Genomic DNA, 21,310 nt, shown 5'->3' with positions numbered 1-21,310 from the left:
GCCTCCTATCGGCGCGGGAAAGTCTCAAGGGGAATTCGATGCCCAAAGCCAGTCAGGTTCTCGATCGCGTTCTCGTGCTCGAAATGGTGCGTGTTACAGAAGCCGCCGCGATCGGCGCGTCCACGCTCGTTGGGCGCGGTGACGAGAAGGCGGCCGACGCCGCCGCCGTGGAGGCGATGCGGGAAGCGCTCAACAGCCTCGACATGGACGGCACCGTCGTGATCGGCGAAGGTGAGCGGGACGAGGCGCCGATGCTGTTCATCGGCGAAAAGGTGGGCAGCGGCACCGGGCCGAAGATCGATATCGCGCTCGATCCGCTCGAAGGCACCACGATCTGCGCCAAATCCGGGCCGAACAGCCTGGCGGTTCTGGCGATCGCGGAAGCCGGCGGCCTTCTCAACGCGCCGGATGTCTATATGGACAAGCTGGCTGTCGGACCGGGCTTCCCGGAGAATATCCTCGATCTCGACAAGTCGCCGACCGAAAACATCAAGGCGATCGCCGCCGCCAAGGGCGTGGAGCCGAACGAGATCATGGCCTGCGTGCTCGATCGCCCGCGTCACGAAAAGCTGATAGCGGAGCTGCGCGCGATCGGCTGCGGGATCGTGCTGATCGGCGACGGCGACGTGGCCGGTGTGATCGCCACCACCAATCCCGATACCACCATCGACGTCTACATGGGGTCTGGCGGCGCGCCGGAGGGCGTGCTGGCCTGTGCCGCGCTGCGCTGTGTCGGCGGGCAGTTCAAGGGGCGGCTGCTGTTCCGCAACGAGGATGAGCGCGCGCGCGCCCGCAAATGGGGCATCACCGATCTCGATCGCCAATATGATCTGAAGGATCTTGCCAAGGGCGATTGCATCTTCGCGGCGACCGGCGTGACCGATGGTTCGCTGCTGGAGGGCGTCAAGCGTCGTGGTGACAAGATGACGACCGAGAGCGTCGTGATGCGCGCCTCGTCCGGCACGGTGCGCTGGGTGAAGGGTGAGCATCGCATCGAGCGGTGACGTGATTGCAGCGCTGCTGCTCGTCGCGATGCTCGCGATGAGCTGGTATCTGCGGCGTCGTCTGAGGCTGGATTTCGGGCATGGGCGGTCAGGCGCCTATCTCGCCGTAACCGTCCGCCAGATTGCGGGTTTTGCATTGCCAGCGCTCCTTGCGCTGGCGCTCGCGGGCGAATGGCGCGCTTTGTGGGTGCTGCCGGCTTCCTTTCAGCGGCTTGCCAGGGAGGTCGGGGTCGCGGGCTGGATCGTTGCGAGCGATGGTTGGATGCTGCTGGTCGGCGCTGCGGGCGGCAGCACGATCGGCGGCGCGATCGCCTTCATTCGGTGGCGGCGGAAGGGGCTGCGCGGGCCGATGTTCGGCGAACTCGGCTGGCTTCTGCCGCGCGACCGTGCCGATCTTGGCTGGGGCGTGGTTCTGTCGATCGTGGCCGGGGTGGCGGAGGAGCTGTATTTTCGCCTGACGCTGCCATTGCTGGTCGCGCTCGCAAGCGGAAGCGCGCTTGCCGGGTTCGTCGTTTCCTCGCTGATGTTCGCCGCCGCGCATCGTTATCAGGGGATCGCGGGAGTGGTCGCGACCGGGTTGACCGGTCTCGTCTTCGTCGCGTTCTACTTCGCAAGCGGGGCATTGTGGCTCGCGATCGCCGCACATATCATCGTCGATCTAAACAGCCTGGTCATCCGCCCCGCGGTTACGGGTGCATGGCGGCCGCGGCGGATATGATCGATCGACCGAAAGACAGGTCAGTCGCGCATCACGGCGCGCGCGCTGCCTCAGGCCCGCAGCCGCTCGTGGTGGCGGATCACCTCGTCGATGATGAAGCGCAGGAACTTCTCGCTGAATTCCGGGTCCAGCTCGGCATCCTCGGCGAGCTGGCGCAGCCGCGTGATCTGCGCCTCCTCACGGCCGGGATCGGCGGGGGGCATGCCCGAGGTCGCCTTGTGCCGGCCGACCGCCTGCGTGATCTTGAACCGCTCGGCAAGCAGGCAGACGAGCGCGGCATCGATATTGTCGATGCTCTTGCGATAACCCTTAAGCACGTCGTCCGGCATCTCGCCCCCCGAATCCGTCAGTCCCGCGCCTTTTGCGTGGGGAGCGGCGCGCGCGCAAGGCTCGGCCCGCAATAGCGCTTATTGCGTTTTCTTGGCCGTGGCCTAGAGCCTGCCAGCAGATGAGCGCCACCATTCACCGTCTGGCCGATCGGGCCCCCTCTCTCGAACCGATGATCGCGCTGGTCGCCGGTGACATGAACATGGTCAATGCGGCGATCCTCGATCGCATGCAGTCCCAGATCCCGCTGATCCCGGAGCTTGCCGGGCATCTGATCGCGGGCGGCGGCAAGCGGATGCGCCCCATGCTGACGCTCGCGAGCGCGCGGCTGCTGGGTTACATGGGCGCGCGGCATCATCGGCTGGCGGCGGCGGTGGAGTTCATCCACACGGCGACGCTGCTGCATGACGACGTGGTGGACGGCTCGGACCTGCGACGCGGCAAGCGCACGGCGAACCTGATCTGGGGTAATCCCGCGAGCGTGCTGGTGGGGGATTTTTTGTTCAGCCGTAGCTTCGAGCTGATGGTGGAGGACGGCAGCCTGAAGGTGCTGAAGATCCTGTCTAATGCCAGCGCCGTGATCGCGGAGGGCGAGGTTAATCAGCTCACCGCCGCGCGTCGGATCGATCTGGGCGAGGATCGCTATCTCGATATCATCAACGCGAAGACTGCTGCGCTGTTCGCGGCCGCCTGCCGTATTGCCGCTGTGGTGGCCGAGCGGCCCGAGAGCGAGGAAGCGGCGCTCGATGCCTATGGCCGCAATCTCGGCATCGCCTTCCAGCTTGTCGACGACGCGATCGATTATGTTTCCGATGCCGGCACGATGGGCAAGGACGCGGGCGACGATTTCCGCGAGGGCAAGATGACGCTTCCCGTGATCCTCGCTTATGCGCGCGGATCGGATGTGGACCGCCGGTTCTGGAAAGACGCGGTGGAGGGGCGGCGCGACAGCGATGCGGATTTCGCCCAGGCGGTCGAACTGGTGCGCGCCACCCGTGCGGTGGACGATACGCTGGCGCGCGCCCGCCACTATGGCCAGCGCGCGATCGATGCGCTCGGCCCGTTCGCCGCGGGCGAGGCGAAGGATGCGATGGTCGAGGCGGTGAAGTTCGCCGTGGCGCGAGCTTACTGATACGAACGGCTCGCACCGGCCTGTCTTCGATCGATCGTGAAGCCTTAACGCCCTTCCGCTAGATCACTGCGCGATGCTGCGCGTATTGACCCTTTCCTCGCTGTTCCCCGATGCGACGCGGCCGAATTTCGGCGTCTTCGTCGAGCGGCAGACATTGGGGCTCGCGGCGCATCCCTCGGTCGCGCTGACGATCGTCGCGCCGGTCGGGATTCCGCCGTGGCCGCTTTCTCGGCATCCGCGGTATCGCGCATTGGCGGCGTTGCCCGCGCGCGAGATGTGGAAAGGCGTTGAGCTGTTGAGGCCGCGCTTCATCGTCTTGCCGGGGACTGGCGGCCGGTTTCATGCGCCCGCGATGCTCCGCGCCGTGCGGCGCGCGATTGGCGGGCGCGCGTTCGATGTGATCGATGCCTCATTCTTCTTCCCGGACGGGCCGGCGGCGGTCGCACTGGGGCGGGAGCTCGGCATTCCGGTGTCGATCAAGGCGCGGGGGGCGGATATTCATCATTGGGGCCATGCCCGCGCCACCGCGCGACAGGTGGTGAGCGCAGGGCTGGCGGCGGACGGGCTGCTCGCCGTGTCACGGGCGATGGCTGCGGACATGGCGGCGATCGGCATTCCGGCGGAGAAAGTGCGGGTTCACCATACCGGCGTCGATCTGGCGCGGTTCGCGCCGGGCGACCGCGCGGCGGCGAAGGCGCGGCTGGGGGTGGCCGGGCCGCTTGTCGTGTCGGTCGGCGCATTGATACCGCGCAAGGGGCACGATGTGGTGATCGATGCGATTTCGCGGCTCGACGGGGTGACGCTGCTTGTCGCCGGCGCGGGGGAGGCTCACGGCGCGCTGGCGGCGCGGATCGAGCGGTCAGGTCTGGCGAACCGGGTCCGCCTGCTTGGCTCGGTGCCTCATGAGGAGCTTCCCGGCCTGATCGCGGCGGCGGACGTCATGGCGCTGGCGTCATCGTCGGAGGGGCTGGCGAACGCATGGGTCGAGGCGCTGGCGTGCGGAACTCCGATCGTCATCCCGCCCGCGGGTGGGGCGCATGAGGTGGTGACCGTTCCCGCCGCAGGGCGCGTGGTCGCGCGCGACGCGGATTCCTTCGCCGCCGCGATCGCCACGCTGCTCGCCGATCCGCCGTCATCGGAGGCGGTGCGCGCTCAGGCGCTCCCGTTCACATGGGAGGCGAATACCGCGGCGCTGCATGCGCACCTCGCGGGCCTGGTGGCGGCGCGTCAGGCGAGCGGATAGAGCGCGGCGGCGATCTGTCGCCCTTCACCGCGCAGCACGCCCCACGCACGCGCGGCGGCGCGGCTGTCCATCGCCTCGACGCCGATACCGCGATCTTCCAGCGAAGCAACCAGTGCGGATGGCGGTCGCGAAAGATCCCCGCCGGTGCCGATGAGGACGAATTCCGGGTTGCCCGCGAGCAATGGCGCCAGATGATCCGGCGACAGCTCGGCCAGCGGGGGCGGGCGCCATGCGGCGACCGCATCCACCGTCATCAGCAATGCGGCGAACGTGCCGTCATCGGTGCGGAAGCCCGCCGGGCCGATGCCCTTGACGATCGGCCCGGCAGGGTCGCGGGTACGTTCCAGTTCCACGTCAGCCTTCGCGCGGCCCCACGCGCTCCGCCCGCTCGACATCGCCGCGCGCCCCGGTCGGCTCGGCGCGCAGGCCGAGCGTGATGAGCAGCGAGGAGGAAACGTAGATCGACGAATAGGTGCCGACCACGATGCCCAGGATCATCGCCGCCGTGAAGCCGCGCAGCACATGGCCGCCGAGGAACAGCAACGCGAGCAGTGCGAGCAGGATCGTCACGGAGGTCATCACGGTACGCGGCAGCGTTTCGTTGACCGACAGGTTGATGATCTCGCGCATGTCCATCTTGCGATAGCGGCGCATGTTCTCGCGGATGCGGTCGTCGATGACGATCTTGTCGTTGATCGAATAGCCGATGATCGTCAGCACGGCGGCGACGATATTCAGATCGAATTCGAACTGCGTCAGCGCGAAGAAGCCCAGCGTCATCAACAGATCGTGCACGATCGCCACGATGGTCGAGACGCCGAACTGCCATTCGAAGCGAACGATCGCGAACAGGCCGATGCCCAGCACCGCCAGCACCACCGCCAGCACGCCGTTACGGATCAACTCGCCGGATACCTTGCCGGACACGGTGGAATAGCGGCTGAACGTCGCGCCCGGGAAGTTCTGGCCGAGCGCGACTTCCACCTTTTTGACGACGGCGTTGGTCGCGCCTTCGTCCGCGCCCTGCTGCACCGGCAGGCGGACGGTGATCGTCTTGGGGTCGCCGAACTGCTGGAGCGATGCATCGCCCACGCCGAGGGAATCGACCACCTTGCGGACGTGATCGAGATCGGGCGCGCTCGCGAACTTCTCCTCGATCATCAGGCCGCCCTCGAAATCGACGCCGAAGTTCAGCCCGCGTGCGAAGGTGAGGCCCACCGCAAGCAGGCTGAGCACCAGCGTTAGGGCGAACGCCCATTTGCGCAGGCGGACGAAGTCGATGTTCGTATCGTCGGGGACGAGCTTCAAAAGTTTCATGGTTCTCGCTCGCCTCAGATGTTGATCGTCTTGGGCTTGGCGCGGCGCAACCATTGCGCGACCAGCATCCGCGTGAAGGTGACGGCGGTGAACACCGAGGTGACGATGCCGATCAGCAATACCACCGCGAAGCCCTTTACCGGCCCCGAACCCAGCACGAACATGATGACGCCGGAGATGGCGTGCGTCATGTTCGCCTCGAAGATCGTGCGGCTCGCCTCCTTATAGCCCAGTTCCACCGCCTGTACGATCGATCGCCCGCGATGCCGCTCTTCGCGGATGCGCTCGTTGATGAGCACGTTGGCGTCCACCGCGGTGCCGATCGTCAGCACGAATCCGGCGATGCCCGGCAGGGTGAGCGTGCCGCCGATCAGTGCCAGGACGCCCACGATGACGAAGACGTTGATGACCACCGCGAGGTTCGCATAGAGGCCGAAGCGGCCGTAGGTGATGAACATGAACGCGACGACCAGCGCGACCGCGACGGCGGACGCAAGGATGCCGGCGCGGATCGAATCGGCGCCCAGATCGGGGCCGACGGTCGATTCCTCCACCACCTTCAGCGCGACGGGCAGTTTGCCCGAGCGCAGCGCGATGGCGAGCTGGTTGGCGCTTTCCACCGTGAAGCTGCCGGAGATCGATGCCCGGCCGCCCATGATCGGCTCGTTGATGTTCGGCGCGGAAATCACGCTGTTGTCGAGGATGATCGCGAACGGCTTGTTGACATTCTCCTGCGTCACCTTGGCGAAGCGACGCCCGCCCTGGCTGTCGAACGTGATCGCCACCTGTGGCTCGTTCGTCTGCGGCGAGAATTCCTGCCGCGCGTCGGTGAGCATGTCGCCGGTGATGATCACGGAGCGCTTCACGGCGATGAACGGCACGCCGCTGGGGTTGTTCGGATAGGGCAGGATCTGGCTGCCGATCGGCGCCTGCTTGTTGCGGAGCTGATCCGGGGTGGCGGTCGGGTCGACCAGCTTGAACTCAAGCTTGGCGGTCTTGCCGAGCAGATCCTTGAGCGCCTGCGGATTCTGGAGCCCCGGCACCTGAACGACGATGCGGCTGGAGCCCTGCCGGATGATCGTCGGCTCGCGCGTGCCGAGTTCGTCGATCCGCCGCCGAACCACCTCGGTAGCATCGCCCATCGCGCGATCGACGGCCTGAGCGAGGCCGGCGGCCGTCGGCGTGAGAACGAAGCGGCTCGTGTCGATTACGGCGATGTCCCATTCACGCTGGCCGGTCATCCCCGCGCCGCCGCCCGTGATCGACAGCAGGCGCTCGCGCGCCGCATCGACCTGCGTCGGATCACGCAGCAGGAAGGTCAGCTTGCCGTCGCGCGTCGAGATCTCGCCGATCTCGATCCGCGGGTTCTGGCGACGCATCTCCGTCTGCACCTGTTCGCGCATCTGCTCCAGCCGGCTCGACTGGAGGTCGCTCACATCCGCTTCGAGCAGCAGATAGCTGCCGCCGGCCAGATCGAGACCGAGGTTGATGCGCGGATGCGGAAAACGGCCCCATTGATCGGTGACGCGCTGCGGCAGCAGGCTTGGGATGGCGAGCGCCACCAGCACCGCGAGCAGCGCCCAGATCGAAAAGACCTTCCAGCGCGGGAAGTCCAGCATCTCAGTCGTTCGCCGGCTTGCCGCCGAGCGGCGTCACTTCGGCGAGCGTCGCCTTGACCACGCGAACGCGCGTGCTCGGCGCGATCTCCACCTCGACCACGGTTTCCTCGACCTTCGTCACCTTGCCGAGCAGGCCGCCGGCGGTGACGACCGAATCACCCTTCTTCACCGCGGAAACCGCGCTCTGCAGCGTCTTCATCCGCCGTTGTTGCGGGCGGATCATCAGGAAATAAAAGACGATGAAGACCAGGAACAGCGGCGCGAGACCAAGAAAGCCGGCGATCCCGCTCTGCTGCGCGGCGCCCCCGGCAACCTGGGCGTAAGCTGGAGAAATGAGCATTTTACCCGTTCATGATTATACGGCGGGCGAAAGGCCCGCGCGGAAGCCCCGGGCGCTATCATCGTAACGATATCGGTGCAACATGAGGCGGCGTGAAAGCAACGAGTCCGCAGGAGAGAGCGATGACGATATTGGTGATGGGGACTATCAAGCTGGCCGCCGGGGAAGGCGCCAAGGCGGCCGGGCTGCTGGCCGATCATGCCAGGAAGGTGCTGACGGAGGAGGGGTGCGACGAGTATAGTTTCGCGTTCGACGCCGCTGACCCGGATCTGATCCGCGTCGCTGAGCGCTGGGCCAGTGTCGAAGCGCTGGCGGCGCACGGAGCGGCGGATCACCAGAAGGCGTTCGGCCGGGCGCTGCGCGATCATTCGCCCCAGGCGATGGCCGTCGATGCGTGGGACGGGGCGCACTGGCGCAAACTGGTCTGAACCCGGCTTGCGTTGTCCGCGGGGGGCGCGTAGAGGCCGCCCTCCGGTCGGGGCGTAGCGCAGCCTGGTAGCGCATCACACTGGGGGTGTGGGGGTCGCAGGTTCGAATCCTGTCGCCCCGACCAATTTTACCGCAAACCAGCCGTCCCTTGGCGGCGACTTGCGGTTCATCCATTGGAAGATCGCGGAATTCCGGGGCTTCAATCCCGTTTGCCGATCGCCGCCGCCAATGAGGCGGTGGCGCTTCCTCGCCGCGCGGGTGTCGGCTGATCCGGGGATGGCGCCCAGCCGGTCAGATAGATGATCGCGAACCGCTCGGTGGTTCGCCCGTCGGCTTCCGCGCGCTGCGCGAATGCGGCGGCGGCGCGCGCCAGCACGTCCCTGCGCATCGCGCGGCGCCCGGCCAGGATGTTGCTGGCGCCCATGCCGCGCAGATCGTCGAGCAGGCGCCCGAAACTGGCATAGCGGACATCGAGCGTCTCGATATCGGCGACCGGCAACGCAAATCCCGCGCGCATCAGCAGATCGCCCGCGGCACGCACGTCGATTTGCGGGTGGAGGCGCGGCGCGGGGTTCTCCCCCTCCGCCTGGCGCAGCGCTGCACGCAATGTGGCGAGCGAGCCCGCACCGGTGAATGCGGCGAGGAACAGCCCGTCCGGCCTAAGCGCGCGCCGCACCAGCGCGAGCGCGCCGGGCAGATCGTTCACCGTGTCGAGCGAGCCCGCCGATACGACCAGGTCGAACGACGCGTCGCGGAACGGCAGCCGGTCCTCATCGGCCTGCACGCCGCCGGTGGCGGCGGCGAAACGCCGCCCCGGATCGAGCCGCGCGATCCGGGCACCCGGCAGGGCAAAGCTCCCGTCGAACGCGCCGAGATCCAAAACCTCGCGAAACTCGCGCTTCACGCTCGCCAGGCGATCGAGGAGGCCGTCGATCATCGCGTTGCGGAGGAAATCGTGATCGGCATAAGCGCCCGCGATCCGGTCGCGACGCAGTCGGCGGGCGGCACGGTCGAAAATTTCAGGCGGATGCATGGGATCGGTCCTGTGAACGTGCATGCCGGGGGGCGCGGCGATCGCGGCTTGTGCCCCCGGCCGATCGGCGGGACAAGGGGGATCCGGGGGGAGCCAGTATGCGTGAGGCGATGCGCCAGTTGCTGAAGGTTGCGCTGCCGCCTCGCTGCCCCGGGTGCGGGACGGTGACGGTGGCGGATCATCATTTCTGCGCGCCTTGCTGGGGGAGCCTGCGGTTCGTCGGTCCTCCGTGGTGCGCGGGGTGCAATGTGCCGTTCGATTATGCGCGCGGCGAGGAGGCGCGCTGCGCGGCATGTATTGTCGATGCGCCGCGCCATCGCGGGGTGCGCGCCGCCGTCGCTTATGGCGATGTCGCACGAACGCTGGCGCTGAAGCTCAAATACGCCGGCCGCACGGCCTATGCCGATACGGCGGCGCGGCAGATGATCCGGTTGATGCCGGCCGATGCCGATCTGCTGTTGCCGGTGCCGCTGCACCGATGGCGGCTGTGGCGACGTGGCTACAACCAGGCCGGGCTGCTCGCCGCCGCGCTTTCGCGCATGAGCACCGTGCCGGCGGACCACCGGATCCTTGAACGGTTCAGGGCTACACCGATGCTCCGCGGGCTGAGTGCGCGCGAGCGGCGGGCGGCTCTGCGGGGAGTATTTCGCGTGGCGCCGCGCGGGGCCGATCGCATGCGTGGCCGCAATGTGGTGCTCGTTGACGATGTGCATACCAGCGGCGCCACCGCAAATGCCGCGACCCAGGCGTTGCTGGCGGCGGGCGCCGCTTCGGTCACGATATTATGCTGGGCGCGGGTGCTCGATGAGGGCGACGCGGATTGACAAGCGGGCCATCGCCCCACACTTCCTACGGCATGGCAAAAGTTGAAATCTACACCAAAGCCTTCTGCCCCTATTGCGCGCGTGCGATGCGCCTGCTGGCGGAAAAGGGCGTCGAGCCGATCGAATATGATCTCACGATGGGCGGCCCGAAGCGGGCCGAGATGCTGGAGCGCGCCGGCGGCCGCACCAGCGTGCCGCAGGTGTTCATCGATGGTCGTCACATCGGCGGCTCCGATGATCTTGCCGCGCTCGATTCCGAGGGAAAGCTGGATGCGCTGCTTGGATCATGAAGGTAGCGCTCGCCCAGCTTAATACCGGGATCGATCCGTCGCGCAACGCGGCCGCGCTGGTGGAGGCGGTCCGGGCTGCCGGGCAGGGCGGGGCGGCGATGTTGTTCACGCCGGAAATGTCCGGGCTGCTCGATCGTGACCGGGAGCGTGCGGCAGCATCGATCGCGGCCGAGGAGGAGGACGCCGTCCTTGCTGCCGTTCGCGCGGCGGCGAGGGAGGCTGGAATCTGGGTCCAGCTGGGTTCGCTGGCGTTGCGCCGGCCGGACGGCCTGCTCGCCAATCGCAGCTTCGTGATCGATGCGGCCGGGAACGTGCGCGCGCGGTATGACAAGCTGCACCTGTTCGATGTCGATCTGCCGACTGGCGAGCGCTGGCGCGAGTCGGCCAGCTATACCGCCGGCGCCTCTGCGGTTGCTGTCGAAACGCCGATCGGACGCCTTGGTCTCAGCATCTGTTACGATCTGCGTTTCGCGGGGCTTTATGCCGCGCTCAGTGATGCGGGGGCGACCGTGCTGAGCATCCCGGCGGCCTTTACACGACCGACGGGCGCGGCGCACTGGCACGTGCTGATGCGCGCGCGTGCGATCGAGTCCGCCGCGTTTGTGATCGCGGCCGCGCAGACTGGCGAGCACGAGGATGGCCGCGAAACCTATGGGCACTCGCTGGTCGTCGATCCCTGGGGCGAGGTGCTGCTCGACATGGGGGAGGCGCCCGGCATCGGATTTATCGCGCTCGATCCGGCCGCGCTCGACGCCGTGCGCGCACGTATTCCGGTGTTGAAGCACCGTCGCGGGATTCCGCCGGTAGAGGTTTCGCGGTGATCGTATTCGATCTGCGGTGCCCGGATGACCACGTTTTCGAGACATGGTTCGCTTCTTCGGAGGCGTTCGAAGGGCAGCGTGCCGGCGGGCTGATCGCCTGCCCGTTGTGCGGCTCGACCGATATCACCAAGGCTGTGATGGCGCCGCGCGTCGCGCCAAAGGGAGAGCGCGCTGCCGCGGCTGCCGCGCCCGACCAGATGAAGCGCGCGCTTGAAGCGCTCGCGGCGGCGCAGGCGCGGGCGCTGGAGGGATCGCAGTGGGTCGGCAGCCGGTTCGCCGAGGAAGCCCGGTCGATGCATCTTGGCGAGCGCGAGCATGGCTCGATCCACGGACAGGCGACCCCCGCCGAGGCGAAGGCGCTGATCGACGAAGGGGTGCCGGTCGCGCCATTGCCACTGCCGGTTCGGCCGCCCGAATCTCTCAACTGACATGTCTATTTCGCGGCGCTGGAGAAGAACGCGCCGGCCCGTGCAATGGTACGGCCGCTGCGCGAGCAACTCGATTGACCGCTCCCGGTCCAGCCTCTAGGGCGATCGTGGCCGGTCCCCGTAGCTCAGCAGGATAGAGCAACGGTTTCCTAAACCGCAGGTCGGAGGTTCGAATCCTCTCGGGGACGCCAGATCTTGCGCCGCCGTTTACGGCTTCGCCCGAACTATCGCGATTGGAAAGTGCCGCGCCAACTGGCAGCGGTAAGCGATAAAGCGGCGCCGATCTTGCGCGACCGGCGCCGAAGCAGGCTTCAGGCCTTCACGTGCTGCGAGATATATTTGTTCATCTCGAACATCGTCACCTTGTCCCTGCCGAAAACCTTCTTGAGCTTTTCATCGGCAAGAATTTCGCGCTTGTTCTCGGGATTTTGCAGCTTGTGCGACTTTATGTAATCCCACACCTTGCTGATCACCTGGCTGCGCGGCAGCTTGTCGTTGCCGACGATCGCGCCCAGCTCCGGGGAGGGCTGGACGGGCGCGTGGATGCCGCCGCTCTTGGTAGTCGTAGCCATTGTATTCCTTCCTGTTGCGCCGGTTGACCGGCCTCTATCGGAATCACGCCTTCGTGAGCGCGCCACGCTTGTGCGCCTCCTTTTCGTCAATGTCACGCCTTAGCATGGCGATAGCGCCCGGTTTCGTCGCAGGGGCGAGCCTGGATGTCCGGCTGATTTGGGAAGGCCCCGGTTCCCCGAAGGAAACCGGGGCCACCCAGCATCAGAACTTGAACCCGGCAGCTACGCCATAGCGGCGGGGTTCGAGCGTGAAGATATTGGTGAACAGGCCGGATGACTGATCGGTCAGATACTCACCCGTGATGGCGTTGTTGTTGAAGATGTTCTGGATGAAGCCGCGCACGAACCAGCGGTTATCCGGGCCATTGAGCTGAATCTGCGCGTTGGCGACCTCATAGCCGGGGATGCGATTGACACGGCCGTTGAAGATATTGCCGTAGCTCTCGCCAGTGTAGGTGAGATCGGCGCGTGGCACGATGCTCATCCCATTGTCGAAGTTGAAGGTCTTTTCGATTCCGGCGGAAAATTTCACCACTGGCGCCTGCGGCAGTTCATTCCCCTTGATGCTTTGTGCAACGCCGTCCCCAAGCACCTCCACGCCATAAGCGGCACGCAAGGGCGCGAAAGCGGCGCCGGCGAGCGCGGAACAGACGCTGAATGCGCCGGTTGACTTGATCCCGCCGTCGGCAGGAAACGCTGTCGGCCCCTGCAGGGATGGGCTGATCAGGCCGTTGGCCACGGTAACGAAAGTATTAGTGGCAGTAGCGTTGCCTGCCACGGTCGGGATCACGGCGCAGTTGGATGCGTTGGTGATATCCTTGATGATTACGGCATCCGAACGTCCGCCGCCCGGGTCGCGCTGGTTTATATACAGCTTGGTGCTCGTCACCTTGGTGTGGAGGTAGCTCGCGCCCATGTTGATCGACCAGTCGGGCGCCGGACGGAAGAATGCTTCCGCTTCCACGCCATAGATATCAGCATCGATGTTGTCGTTAACCGAAGTACGCGCAACAATTCGGCTCAGCTGCAAACCCTTGTACTTATAATAGAAGCCAGTGAGGTTTAACGTGAAGCGACCGCCATCGAACGTATTCTTCGATCCGATTTCGAACGCGTCCACCTGCTCCGGCGCGAATGTCGACGAAACGACCAGATTTGGCACCTGAACCGGAGGATTGAATCCGCCCGACTTGTACCCGCGCGAATAGGAGGCGTAGAGCATATGATCTTTGCTGAATTTGTAATCGAGAACGGCTCGACCAGTTACGCGATCGAAGCCGGCGTTTTGAATATTGATGGGGGTGACACCCAACGGTGAATCGAAAGCGCTGCCGGTCTGGCTGTACGGAACCAGGAAGCTCGCCAGCGTCGATCGGGAAGCGACCGACTTCTTGTCGTTGTTATAGCGTACCCCTACGGTCAGCTTTAGCTTGTCGCTGAAATCATAGTATGTCTCGCCGAAAATGCCGTACGATTTCAGACCAAAGGAAATCGTGTTGTTATAAAAATACGGTGTTCCGAGATATGAAGGCGGAATAGGGGATGTCGGGGTAGATTTTCCAAGAGAAGAAAAGCTGCCAAGCAACCCTGAAATATAATCCAGCCCGAAGCCATTCACATAATAGTCACCGTTGCGGACCGTGGCATTCACGTAAATGCCGCCGAGCAGAAAATTGAACTTGCCGTCGAAGTTCGAAGAGATGATGCCTTCCACCGACCAGTCGTGCGTTTTCTGGTCGGACCTGTCGAACGCCAGCGGCACGTTGCTGCAATTCGCCTGTCCGCCGAAAACGCCCAGACCGTTCTCTACCGGCTGTGACGTGCACAGGGCTCCGGTTGGGCCGTTCGGGATCAGGGCATTTGCGAGCGGTGTCAGATAGGCGCCGACCGCGGGACCATAGGCGCCGGCGGCGGCAGCGGCGAGATTGTTCAGCGCTGGCTGGATCAGCGAGCGATTTTGCACGCCGAGGTTATAGTCCTGCGAGGAATCAACCATGGTTTCGTGATAGAAACCCGTCAATTGCGCCTTGATCGAGCCAAAGTTGTGCTCGATCCGCGCCTGCAGTTGCAACTCGTCGGTAACGTACGTCGGCGAATAAGCCGTATAGACCTGCCGTGGGTCGGTGAGGATCGGATTGCCCGTATAGCTGTCCGGGCCGTACACCGAGCCGAGCGCGAAGTTCTGCGGCGCAGGGATGCCGTTCACGCCCAGCAACTGCGAGCTGCCCAGCACGCCCGCCAAGGTGGCGTTGCTGTTGACCCGGCCCGAATCGAGCCGGTTGTTCAGACAGCCGAGGACGCCGGTCGGATCGGTCTGGCAGAGCTGCTTCTGGATGCGGAGCCGGTTGTCCTTCTCCTTGAAATAGCTGCCGACGAGATCGACCGTGGTGTCGATTGTCGGCTCCCACCGGATCGAGCCGCGGACGGACCACATATCGCGGCCGTCGAGCTTCTGCCCGTTATACACGTTGGTCGTATAACCATCGCGATTCAGATAGAAGCCGGCGAGGCGCACGGCGAGCGTGTCGGTGAGCGGCACGTTCACCATCGCTTTCACGCGCACCGAATTGTAATTGCCATATTCGGCCTCGCCGGAGGCTGCGAACTTGTCCGTGCGGGGTTTGGCCGTGATGAAATTTAACACGCCCGACGTGGCGTTACGGCCGAAGAGCGTGCCCTGCGGCCCGCGCAGCACTTCGACGCGCTCGAGATCGAAATATTCGGTTTCGAAGATGCGGGTGGCGAGCAGCGGGGTGCCGTTCAGATGGATCGCGGTCGCCGCGTCGCACGAGATGCCGACGCAAAGGTCGCCGATGCCGCGGATCGTGAAGCTCGATCCGGTGAAATTGCCCTTCGAGAAGGTGATGTTCGGCAAGGTCAGCTGGAGGTCGGAGGCGTTATCGATCTGCTGCTTTTCCAGCGATTCCGCCGTAAAGGCGGAAACGGCGATCGGCACGGCCTGCAGGGTTTGCGACTGGCGCTGCGCGGTAACGACGATATCCTGCGGCATCGTGCCGGTTGACGATCCCTGCTGCGCCCATGCGGGGCTGGCAACAGCGATCGTCAAAGCCGATGCGGCCAACAAAGTGGATTTGTTCATCTGCATCCCCCTCCTAAGGTCCGCGCCGTTCTGTTGCCGGTTTCGCGGGTTTGATGGTGCGGTATGGAGATTAGCGTTCGGGAATTTGCGAAGTCAAACCAAATCATATCCACGGTTGCACGGAGGGGTATCGGCTGTGTCCGAAAGGAAACAGTTGCATTGAGGGACTTAATGTCGTGGAGCGTTGGGAGAGGGTTTTCGCAAATGCGGTATGATCGATCAGGGAGAATTATGTGACCGAGCAAAATCCCGGCGAGCGCCGGGCGCCGGATGGCAAGGTGGAAGTGCCCGGCGACGTAGCGGAAGCCGTGCGAACGCTCATCCGCTGGGCTGGCGATGATCCCACGCGCGAAGGTCTGCTCGATACGCCGCAACGCGTCGCGCGTGCCTGGCGCGAATATTGCGCGGGTTACGGCGATGACCCTGCGAAGCATCTGTCGCGCGTGTTCGAGGAGGTCGGGGGATATGATGAGATCGTGCTGCTGAAGGATATTCCCTTCCAGTCGCATTGCGAGCACCATATGGCGCCGATCATCGGGAAGGCGCATATCGCCTATCTGCCCCGCAATCACGTGGTCGGCATTTCAAAGCTGGCGCGCGTTCTGCACGCCTTTGCCCGCCGTCTCCAGGTGCAGGAACGGCTGACTGCGGAAGTGGCGGATTGCATCTGGACCGGCCTGAAGCCGCAGGGGGTCGCCGTGGTGATCGAGGCCAGCCACGCCTGCATGACGGCGCGCGGGGTGCGCACGCCCGGCGTGGCGATGGTCACGAGCCGGATGATGGGCGTGTTCCGCGATGACGAGCGCAGCCGCAAGGAGGTGCTCGCGCTGATGGGCCAGAAGGGGTGACGCGCCGCCGCAACGTGCTGGTGACCGGCGGCGCAAAGCGGCTCGGCGCCGCGATCGCCCGCGCGATCGCCGCGGCGGGGCATCGGCCGGTGATCCATTATGGGACATCGCGTGCGGAGGCGGAGGCGCTGGCGCGCGCGACGGGCGGCGTGACGGTCGCCGGCGATCTGGCCGATTCGCGCGAGCTTCCGGCCATGTTCGCGCGCGCGGCGGCGGCGGCGGAAGGTATCGTCGACGGGCTCGTCAACAGCGCCTCGCTGTTCGAGTTCGATCGGCCGGAACGGATCGATGCCGCGCTCGCGTCGCGGCTGTACGCCGTCAACAGCCTCGCGCCGGCGATTCTCGCCCAGGCGCTGGCGAAGCAACCGGGGCTGGAGGACGGCGCGATCGTCAATCTGCTCGATCAGAAGCTCGCCAATCCGAACCCGGATTTCTTCTCCTACACGCTTTCCAAGCACGCCCTCGCCGGCGCGACGGAGATGATGGCGCTGGCGCTCGCGCCGCGTGTGCGCGTCAACGCGGTTTCACCCGGGCTGACGCTGCCCAGTGGCGATCAGACCGCCGGGGAATTCGATCGCGTTGCGCGCGCGAACCTGCTGGAGCGGCCGGTGGGGGCCGATCAGATCGCGCAGGCGGTCGTCTATCTGCTCGACGCGCGCAGCGTGACCGGCCAGAATTTATTCGTCGATTGCGGTCAGCGCTTCCTGAAACGTGATCGCGATGTGATGTTCGAAGGGCGTGATGGCTGAATATACGACGATTCTGGAGGGGCTCGAGGTTCGGATGCTGCTTGGCATCCATCCGCACGAGCAGGCGCCGCAACGTGTCCGTCTCACGGTGGAGATGACGGTCGACTATCCGTCCCCGCCGCGTTGCGATGCGATCAGCGAGGTGCTCGATTACGATTTCGTGCGCGAACGTATCCGCGCGCTGAGCGAAGCGCGCGGTTTCGCCCTGCAGGAAACGCTGTTGGATACGATCGCGGCGCTGTGCTTCGAGGATCCGCGCGTCCGGCGGGTGCGGGTGCGCTCCGTTAAGCCGGATATTTATCCCGATGCGGCGGTCGGCTGCGAGATCGTCCGCACGCGCTGAGCGGCGCGTAATTGCCAACCGGCCGGTGCGCGCCTACATGGCGCGAAAATCCAGCAGCCAAGATCTGATCGACGGAGCCACCGAACCGCCATGGCCGTGCAATATACCTATGTCATGAAAGGTCTGACCAAGACCTTCCCCGGCGCCAACAAGCCGGTGCTCAACAACATCCATCTCCAGTTCCTGCCGAGCGCGAAGATCGCGATCATCGGCCCGAACGGCTCCGGCAAATCCACCCTGATGAAGATCATGGGCGGCATCGACACCGAATTCCAGGGCGAGGCCTGGGCGGCGGAGGGCGTTCGCGTCGGCTATCTCCCGCAGGAGCCGACGCTCGATCCCACCAAGACGGTGATCGAGAACGTCCGCCTCGGCGCCGGCCCGGTCGTCGGCATGATCGAGCGATTCAACGCGATTTCCGCGGAAATGGGCGATCCGAAGGACGATACCGATTTCGACGCGCTGATGGAGGAAATGGGCGATCTTCAGGCGAAGATCGATGCGGCGGACGGCTGGAGCCTCGACAGCCAGCTCGAACAGGCGATGGAGGCGCTGCGCTGCCCGCCGTCCGACGCGCCCGTCACCAATCTTTCGGGGGGTGAGCGTCGTCGTGTGGCTTTGTGCCGGCTGCTGCTCGAAAAGCCGGATATCCTGCTGCTCGACGAGCCGACCAACCATCTCGACGCCGAAAGCGTCGGCTGGCTGGAGAATTTCCTCGCGGAATATACCGGCAACGTCATCCTCGTCACGCACGATCGCTACTTCCTCGACAACGTCGTCAACTGGGTGCTCGAGCTGGATCGCGGGCGTTATTACACCTACGAATCGAACTATTCCGGCTATCTGGAAAAGAAGGCCAAGCGGCTCGAGCAGGAAGAGCGCGACGAGGCGGGCAAGCAGAAGGCGATCGCCGACGAGCTGGCCTGGATGCGGCAAACCCCCAAGGCGCGTCAAACCAAGTCGAAGGCGCGTATCCGTGCGTTCGACGAGCTCATGGCCGCGCAGGAGAACCGCGCCGTCGGCAAGGCGCAGATCCTTATCCAGATCCCCGAACGGCTCGGCGGCAAGGTGATCGAGGCGAAGGGGCTGACCAAGGCCTATGGCGACAAATTGCTGTTTGAGAACCTCGATTTCACGCTGCCGCCCGGTGGCATCGTCGGGGTGATCGGGCCGAACGGCGCGGGCAAATCGACCCTGTTCAAGCTTATCACCGGCCAGGAACAGCCCGATGGCGGAACGATCGAGGTCGGCTCGACCGTGAAGCTCGGCTATGTCGATCAGAGCCGCGACGATCTCGATCCCAACAAGAACGTGTGGGAGGAGATTTCGGACGGCGTCGACATCTTCCGTTTCGGCAAGCAGGAACTGGGCACCCGCGCCTATGTCGGCGCGTTCAACTTTCGCGGGCCGGATCAGCAGAAGAAGGTCGGCCAGCTCTCCGGCGGCGAGCGCAACCGCGTCCACATGGCGAAGATGCTGAAGGAGGGCGGCAACGTCCTCCTGCTCGACGAGCCGACCAACGATCTCGACGTGGAAACGCTGCGCGCGCTGGAAGAGGCGCTGGAAAGCTTCGCGGGCTGCGCCGTGGTCATCAGCCACGATCGCTTCTTCCTCGATCGCCTCTGCACCCATATCCTCGCATTCGAGGGCGACAGCCATGTCGAATGGTTCGAGGGGAATTTCGAAAGCTATGAGGAAGACAAGCGCCGCCGCATGGGCGATGCCGCCGATCGCCCGACGCGGCTGGCGTACAAGAAGCTGACGCGGTGATGATGCGTACGGGCGCGGACGAAGCTGCCGCGCCCAAATACAGCCATGTCGAGCGGGAGCGGCGTTTTCTTGTTGAGCGGGCGTTGCTGCCCGCGCTGCCGCCCGCGCATGTGCTGATCGAGGATCGCTACATCACCGCCACGCGCGTGCGCCTGCGCCGCATGACCGACAGCGCGTCCGGCGAGATCGCGTACAAGCTCGCGAAAAAATACGAGGCGGATGATCCGCTCGCCCGCGCGATGGTCAACGCCTATCTCACCGCTGCCGAATATGAGGTCTTCGCCGCCTTGCCGGCGGCGCTGATCGTCAAGCGGCGACACGCGCTGCCGATGGGCGGCGCCGAATTCGCCGTGGACGTGTTCTCGCAGCGGCTTGAGGGGCTCGTGCTCGCCGAGATCGAGGCCGGCGACGCGGATGCGCTGGCCGCGATCCCGATCCCGCCCTGGGCAGCGCGCGAGGTGAACCATGATGCGCGCTATCAGGGCGGCGCGCTGGCGGCGCTGGATCGTGCGGCGGCGGCGCTGCTGATCGCGGCACGATAACGTCCGCCGCGCCGCACGGCGGAGGCTGACGCGGCTTATCTGCGCTCGGTCGCGCTCTGGTTGCGCACCGCCAGGAACTCGCTGCCCGCGCTCCAGCGCGGCCACACGCCGGCCTTCGACAATTGCCTGCCCATCGCGAAGAACAGGTCGACGTCCTGCGCCGCGCCCGTGAAGTTCCAGTCGGACGACCAGGCGTCGCAGGTCTTGTGATAGCAGGCCATATAGCCGTCCAGCCACTTCTGCCCCGCCTCGCGGCCGCCTGCCTTCAGGTCCGGCGCGCCGCCCAATGCCATCAGCAGCAGCGATGGCACGCCGCGCCGCACGACCGAGAAATGGTCCGCGCGGTAGAACAGCCCGCGCTCGCTCGCCGATTCGGGCGTGATGACGCGCCCCTGCGCCTTCGCGGCGTCGCCAAGCAGCGTATCGAGTGAGGAATTGCCCGCACCGACCAGCACCACATCCTTCGCCGGGCCGCCGGTCTGGAGGATGTCGAGCGTCAGGTTCGCGGCGGTCCTGGCCAGCGGATACAGCGGGTGCGCGGCATAATATTCGGAGCCGAGCAGCCCGCGCTCCTCGCCTGTCCACAAGGCGAAGACGAGGGTGCGGTCGGGCCTGGGGGCGGCCTTGAACTGGCGTGCCAGCTCCAGCACGCCGGCGGTGCCGAGCGCATCGTCGTTCGCGCCGGGGCGCAGCGTCTTGCCGCTCGCGTCCGGCGGACCCTCGCCATAGGCGTCCCAATGCGCGCCGAACATCACCGTCTCGTCCGCCCGCTTCGCGCCGGGGATCCGCGCGATCACGTTCGCGCTCTCGATGCGCTCCGCCTTCACCGGCAGATCGGCGGAGAAGCGCGGCTTCAGCTCGATCGGGCGGAACGCCGCCGAGCGCGCCGCGACGCGCAACCGGGCAAGATCGAGCCCGGCGGAGGCGAACAGCCTGTCCGCCGCCTCGTGCGAGAGCCAGCCCTGAAGCGGCACCCGCGCATCGTCCGCCGCACGCACGATATCGTAATTCTCGCCGTTCGAGGCATTGGCGGTGGACCAGGGATAGCCCGCCGCATCGGTATCGTGGACAATCAGCGCGGCCGCCGCGCCGCGCCGCGCGGCCTCCTCGTATTTGTAGGTCCAGCGGCCGTAATAGGTCATGCGGTTGCCGCCGAACCGGCCCACGGCATCCTCGCCCGGCTGCGCCACGAAATCGGGATCGTTGACAAGGAAGACGACAACCTTCCCGCGCACGTCCACGCCCTTGAAATCGTCCCATTTCGCTTCGGGTGCGGAAACGCCGTAGCCCACGAACACGATCGGCGCGTCCTTGATCGCGATATGCGCATCCCCGCGCACCGTCGTCATCGACACGTCGGTGCCCTGTACCAGCGGCACGCCGCCGGCGCTGATCGTGCCCGCGCCGATCCGGGTGTGGATGAGCGGCACGCGCTGCACCCAGCTTCCGTCCGCCGCGCCCGGCTCCAGCCCGAGCTTTCTGAACGCACCCGACAGCCATTCGATCGTCGTTTTCTCGCCCGCGGTGCCTGGCGAGCGGCCCCCGAATTCGGGCGAGGCGAGGGTGCGAACCGTATCCGACAGGCGCTGCGGATCGGTCTGCGCGGCGGCGGGGGTGGCGAGCGCGGCGACGAGCGCGACGAGGGGAGGGAGGCGCATGAGAACTCCTAGCGAACGCGGCGCACGAAGACGCGGCCGTCGTCGCGACGCTCGGCTGCGAAATTGGGGACAGACTGGATCAGGTCCGACAGCCGCTTGAAACCGTAATTGCGCACGTCGAAGCTGGAGCGGTTTGCGGTGAGCTGCCCCATCTCCGACAGGCTGACGAAGCCGCGCTCGTCCCGCTTCACATTGTCATAGGC

General features: G+C 65.5%; 24 protein-coding genes and 2 tRNA genes. 16 read left to right on the top strand and 10 right to left on the bottom strand.

Annotation, left to right across the window (positions count from 1 at the left end):
- The first annotated feature begins 38 nt into the window (after positions 1–38).
- Together glpX and FFS35_RS02730 are read left to right on the top strand one after the other, a co-directional pair.
- Positions 39–1,004 (top strand): class II fructose-bisphosphatase, encoded by a 966-nt coding sequence (gene glpX, locus FFS35_RS02735; protein WP_137785602.1) that lies wholly within the window; start codon positions 39–41, stop codon positions 1,002–1,004.
- Positions 982–1,722 carry a CPBP family intramembrane glutamic endopeptidase gene (locus FFS35_RS02730; RefSeq protein WP_137785601.1) on the top strand — a complete coding sequence of 247 codons (741 nt, stop codon included), beginning with the start codon at positions 982–984 and terminating at the stop codon, positions 1,720–1,722. The genes glpX and FFS35_RS02730 overlap by 23 nt, the downstream gene beginning before the upstream one ends.
- A gap of 50 nt (positions 1,723–1,772) precedes the next feature.
- Here FFS35_RS02730 and FFS35_RS02725 read toward each other — a convergent pair whose 3' ends face one another.
- Entirely contained in the window at positions 1,773–2,051 is a 279-nt protein-coding gene (locus tag FFS35_RS02725; protein ID WP_137785600.1) for a chorismate mutase, read from the bottom strand.
- A 119-nt stretch (positions 2,052–2,170) separates the two neighbouring features.
- Between FFS35_RS02725 and FFS35_RS02720 the strand changes: the two genes are divergently transcribed.
- Positions 2,171–3,181 carry a polyprenyl synthetase family protein gene (locus FFS35_RS02720; RefSeq protein ID WP_137785599.1) on the top strand — a complete coding sequence of 337 codons (1,011 nt, stop codon included), beginning with the start codon at positions 2,171–2,173 and terminating at the stop codon, positions 3,179–3,181.
- A 73-nt stretch (positions 3,182–3,254) separates the two neighbouring features.
- Entirely contained in the window at positions 3,255–4,424 is a 1,170-nt protein-coding gene (locus tag FFS35_RS02715; RefSeq protein WP_137785598.1) for a glycosyltransferase, read from the top strand.
- Here FFS35_RS02715 and FFS35_RS02710 read toward each other — a convergent pair.
- Genes FFS35_RS02710 through yajC form a run of 4 tightly spaced genes read right to left on the bottom strand, consistent with a single transcriptional unit; the run spans position 4,409 to position 7,700 of the window.
- Positions 4,409–4,777 carry an Mth938-like domain-containing protein gene (locus FFS35_RS02710; protein WP_249341415.1) on the bottom strand — a complete coding sequence of 123 codons (369 nt, stop codon included), beginning with the start codon at positions 4,775–4,777 and terminating at the stop codon, positions 4,409–4,411. The genes FFS35_RS02715 and FFS35_RS02710 overlap by 16 nt on opposite strands.
- Before the next feature lies 1 nt (position 4,778).
- The gene (secF, locus tag FFS35_RS02705) at positions 4,779–5,741 is read right to left on the bottom strand and encodes a protein translocase subunit SecF (RefSeq protein WP_137785596.1); all 963 of its coding nucleotides are present in this window, start codon (positions 5,739–5,741) and stop codon (positions 4,779–4,781) included.
- A gap of 14 nt (positions 5,742–5,755) precedes the next feature.
- Positions 5,756–7,360 (bottom strand): protein translocase subunit SecD, encoded by a 1,605-nt coding sequence (gene secD / locus FFS35_RS02700; protein ID WP_137785595.1) that lies wholly within the window; start codon positions 7,358–7,360, stop codon positions 5,756–5,758.
- Position 7,361: 1 nt separating this feature from the next.
- Positions 7,362–7,700, bottom strand: coding sequence for a preprotein translocase subunit YajC (gene yajC / locus FFS35_RS02695; protein ID WP_137785594.1), 339 nt, complete (start codon positions 7,698–7,700; stop codon positions 7,362–7,364).
- Between the two features lie 122 nt (positions 7,701–7,822).
- Between yajC and FFS35_RS02690 the strand changes: the two genes are divergently transcribed.
- On the top strand, positions 7,823–8,128 hold the full coding sequence (locus FFS35_RS02690) for an antibiotic biosynthesis monooxygenase (protein ID WP_137785593.1): 306 nt from the start codon (positions 7,823–7,825) through the stop codon (positions 8,126–8,128).
- Positions 8,129–8,176: 48 nt separating this feature from the next.
- Positions 8,177–8,253, top strand: a tRNA-Pro gene (locus FFS35_RS02685).
- Positions 8,254–8,328: 75 nt separating this feature from the next.
- Here FFS35_RS02685 and FFS35_RS02680 read toward each other — a convergent pair.
- Positions 8,329–9,162: a methyltransferase domain-containing protein gene (locus FFS35_RS02680; protein ID WP_137785592.1), complete on the bottom strand. Its 834-nt coding sequence runs from the start codon at positions 9,160–9,162 to the stop codon at positions 8,329–8,331.
- A gap of 98 nt (positions 9,163–9,260) precedes the next feature.
- Here FFS35_RS02680 and FFS35_RS02675 point away from each other — a divergent pair, with 98 nt between their 5' ends.
- The 5 genes from FFS35_RS02675 (at position 9,261) to FFS35_RS02655 (ending at position 11,716) form a co-directional block, all read left to right on the top strand.
- On the top strand, positions 9,261–9,986 hold the full coding sequence (locus FFS35_RS02675) for a ComF family protein (protein ID WP_137785591.1): 726 nt from the start codon (positions 9,261–9,263) through the stop codon (positions 9,984–9,986).
- A gap of 32 nt (positions 9,987–10,018) precedes the next feature.
- Positions 10,019–10,276 (top strand): glutaredoxin 3, encoded by a 258-nt coding sequence (gene grxC, locus FFS35_RS02670; protein ID WP_137785590.1) that lies wholly within the window; start codon positions 10,019–10,021, stop codon positions 10,274–10,276.
- Entirely contained in the window at positions 10,273–11,097 is an 825-nt protein-coding gene (locus FFS35_RS02665) for a carbon-nitrogen hydrolase family protein (protein ID WP_137785589.1), read from the top strand. The genes grxC and FFS35_RS02665 overlap by 4 nt, the downstream gene beginning before the upstream one ends.
- Positions 11,094–11,525: a DUF1178 family protein gene (locus FFS35_RS02660; RefSeq protein ID WP_137785588.1), complete on the top strand. Its 432-nt coding sequence runs from the start codon at positions 11,094–11,096 to the stop codon at positions 11,523–11,525. The genes FFS35_RS02665 and FFS35_RS02660 overlap by 4 nt, the downstream gene beginning before the upstream one ends.
- 114 nt (positions 11,526–11,639) lie before the next feature.
- Positions 11,640–11,716: transfer RNA gene (locus FFS35_RS02655), tRNA-Arg, on the top strand.
- 120 nt (positions 11,717–11,836) lie between these two features.
- On the opposite strand, the gene FFS35_RS02650 is transcribed toward FFS35_RS02655, so the two are convergent.
- Complete coding sequence (locus FFS35_RS02650; RefSeq protein ID WP_137785587.1) at positions 11,837–12,097, bottom strand: SWIB/MDM2 domain-containing protein; 261 nt, start codon at positions 12,095–12,097, stop codon at positions 11,837–11,839.
- Between the two features lie 202 nt (positions 12,098–12,299).
- A complete protein-coding gene (locus FFS35_RS02645; protein WP_137785586.1) occupies positions 12,300–15,197 on the bottom strand; it encodes a TonB-dependent receptor in 2,898 nt (965 codons plus the stop codon).
- A 233-nt stretch (positions 15,198–15,430) separates the two neighbouring features.
- On the opposite strand from FFS35_RS02645, the gene folE reads away from it, so the two are divergent.
- The 5 genes from folE (at position 15,431) to FFS35_RS02620 (ending at position 19,449) form a co-directional block, all read left to right on the top strand.
- Entirely contained in the window at positions 15,431–16,045 is a 615-nt protein-coding gene (folE, locus tag FFS35_RS02640; protein WP_137785585.1) for a GTP cyclohydrolase I FolE, read from the top strand.
- Complete coding sequence (locus FFS35_RS02635; protein WP_137785584.1) at positions 16,042–16,794, top strand: SDR family oxidoreductase; 753 nt, start codon at positions 16,042–16,044, stop codon at positions 16,792–16,794. The genes folE and FFS35_RS02635 overlap by 4 nt, the downstream gene beginning before the upstream one ends.
- The gene (locus FFS35_RS02630; protein ID WP_137785583.1) at positions 16,787–17,137 is read left to right on the top strand and encodes a dihydroneopterin aldolase; all 351 of its coding nucleotides are present in this window, start codon (positions 16,787–16,789) and stop codon (positions 17,135–17,137) included. Before FFS35_RS02635 ends, FFS35_RS02630 begins: the two co-directional genes overlap by 8 nt.
- A gap of 90 nt (positions 17,138–17,227) precedes the next feature.
- Positions 17,228–18,907 (top strand): energy-dependent translational throttle protein EttA, encoded by a 1,680-nt coding sequence (ettA, locus tag FFS35_RS02625; RefSeq protein WP_137785582.1) that lies wholly within the window; start codon positions 17,228–17,230, stop codon positions 18,905–18,907.
- 2 nt (positions 18,908–18,909) lie between these two features.
- Positions 18,910–19,449 (top strand): hypothetical protein, encoded by a 540-nt coding sequence (locus FFS35_RS02620; RefSeq protein ID WP_249341414.1) that lies wholly within the window; start codon positions 18,910–18,912, stop codon positions 19,447–19,449.
- A gap of 35 nt (positions 19,450–19,484) precedes the next feature.
- On the opposite strand, the gene FFS35_RS02615 is transcribed toward FFS35_RS02620, so the two are convergent.
- Positions 19,485–21,107, bottom strand: a complete 1,623-nt coding sequence (locus FFS35_RS02615; protein WP_137785580.1) for a M20/M25/M40 family metallo-hydrolase — start codon at positions 21,105–21,107, stop codon at positions 19,485–19,487.
- 8 nt (positions 21,108–21,115) lie between these two features.
- On the bottom strand, positions 21,116–21,310 hold a 195-nt coding region (locus FFS35_RS02610), incomplete at its 5' end, for an OST-HTH/LOTUS domain-containing protein (protein WP_212742159.1).

The organism is Sphingomonas sp. 3P27F8 (assembly GCF_005502745.1).
In the GTDB taxonomy this organism is placed as follows: Bacteria; Pseudomonadota; Alphaproteobacteria; order Sphingomonadales; family Sphingomonadaceae; genus Sphingomonas.
Note: the sequence above shows the minus strand (reverse complement) of the source record. Positions and strands in the feature narration are given on the sequence as shown.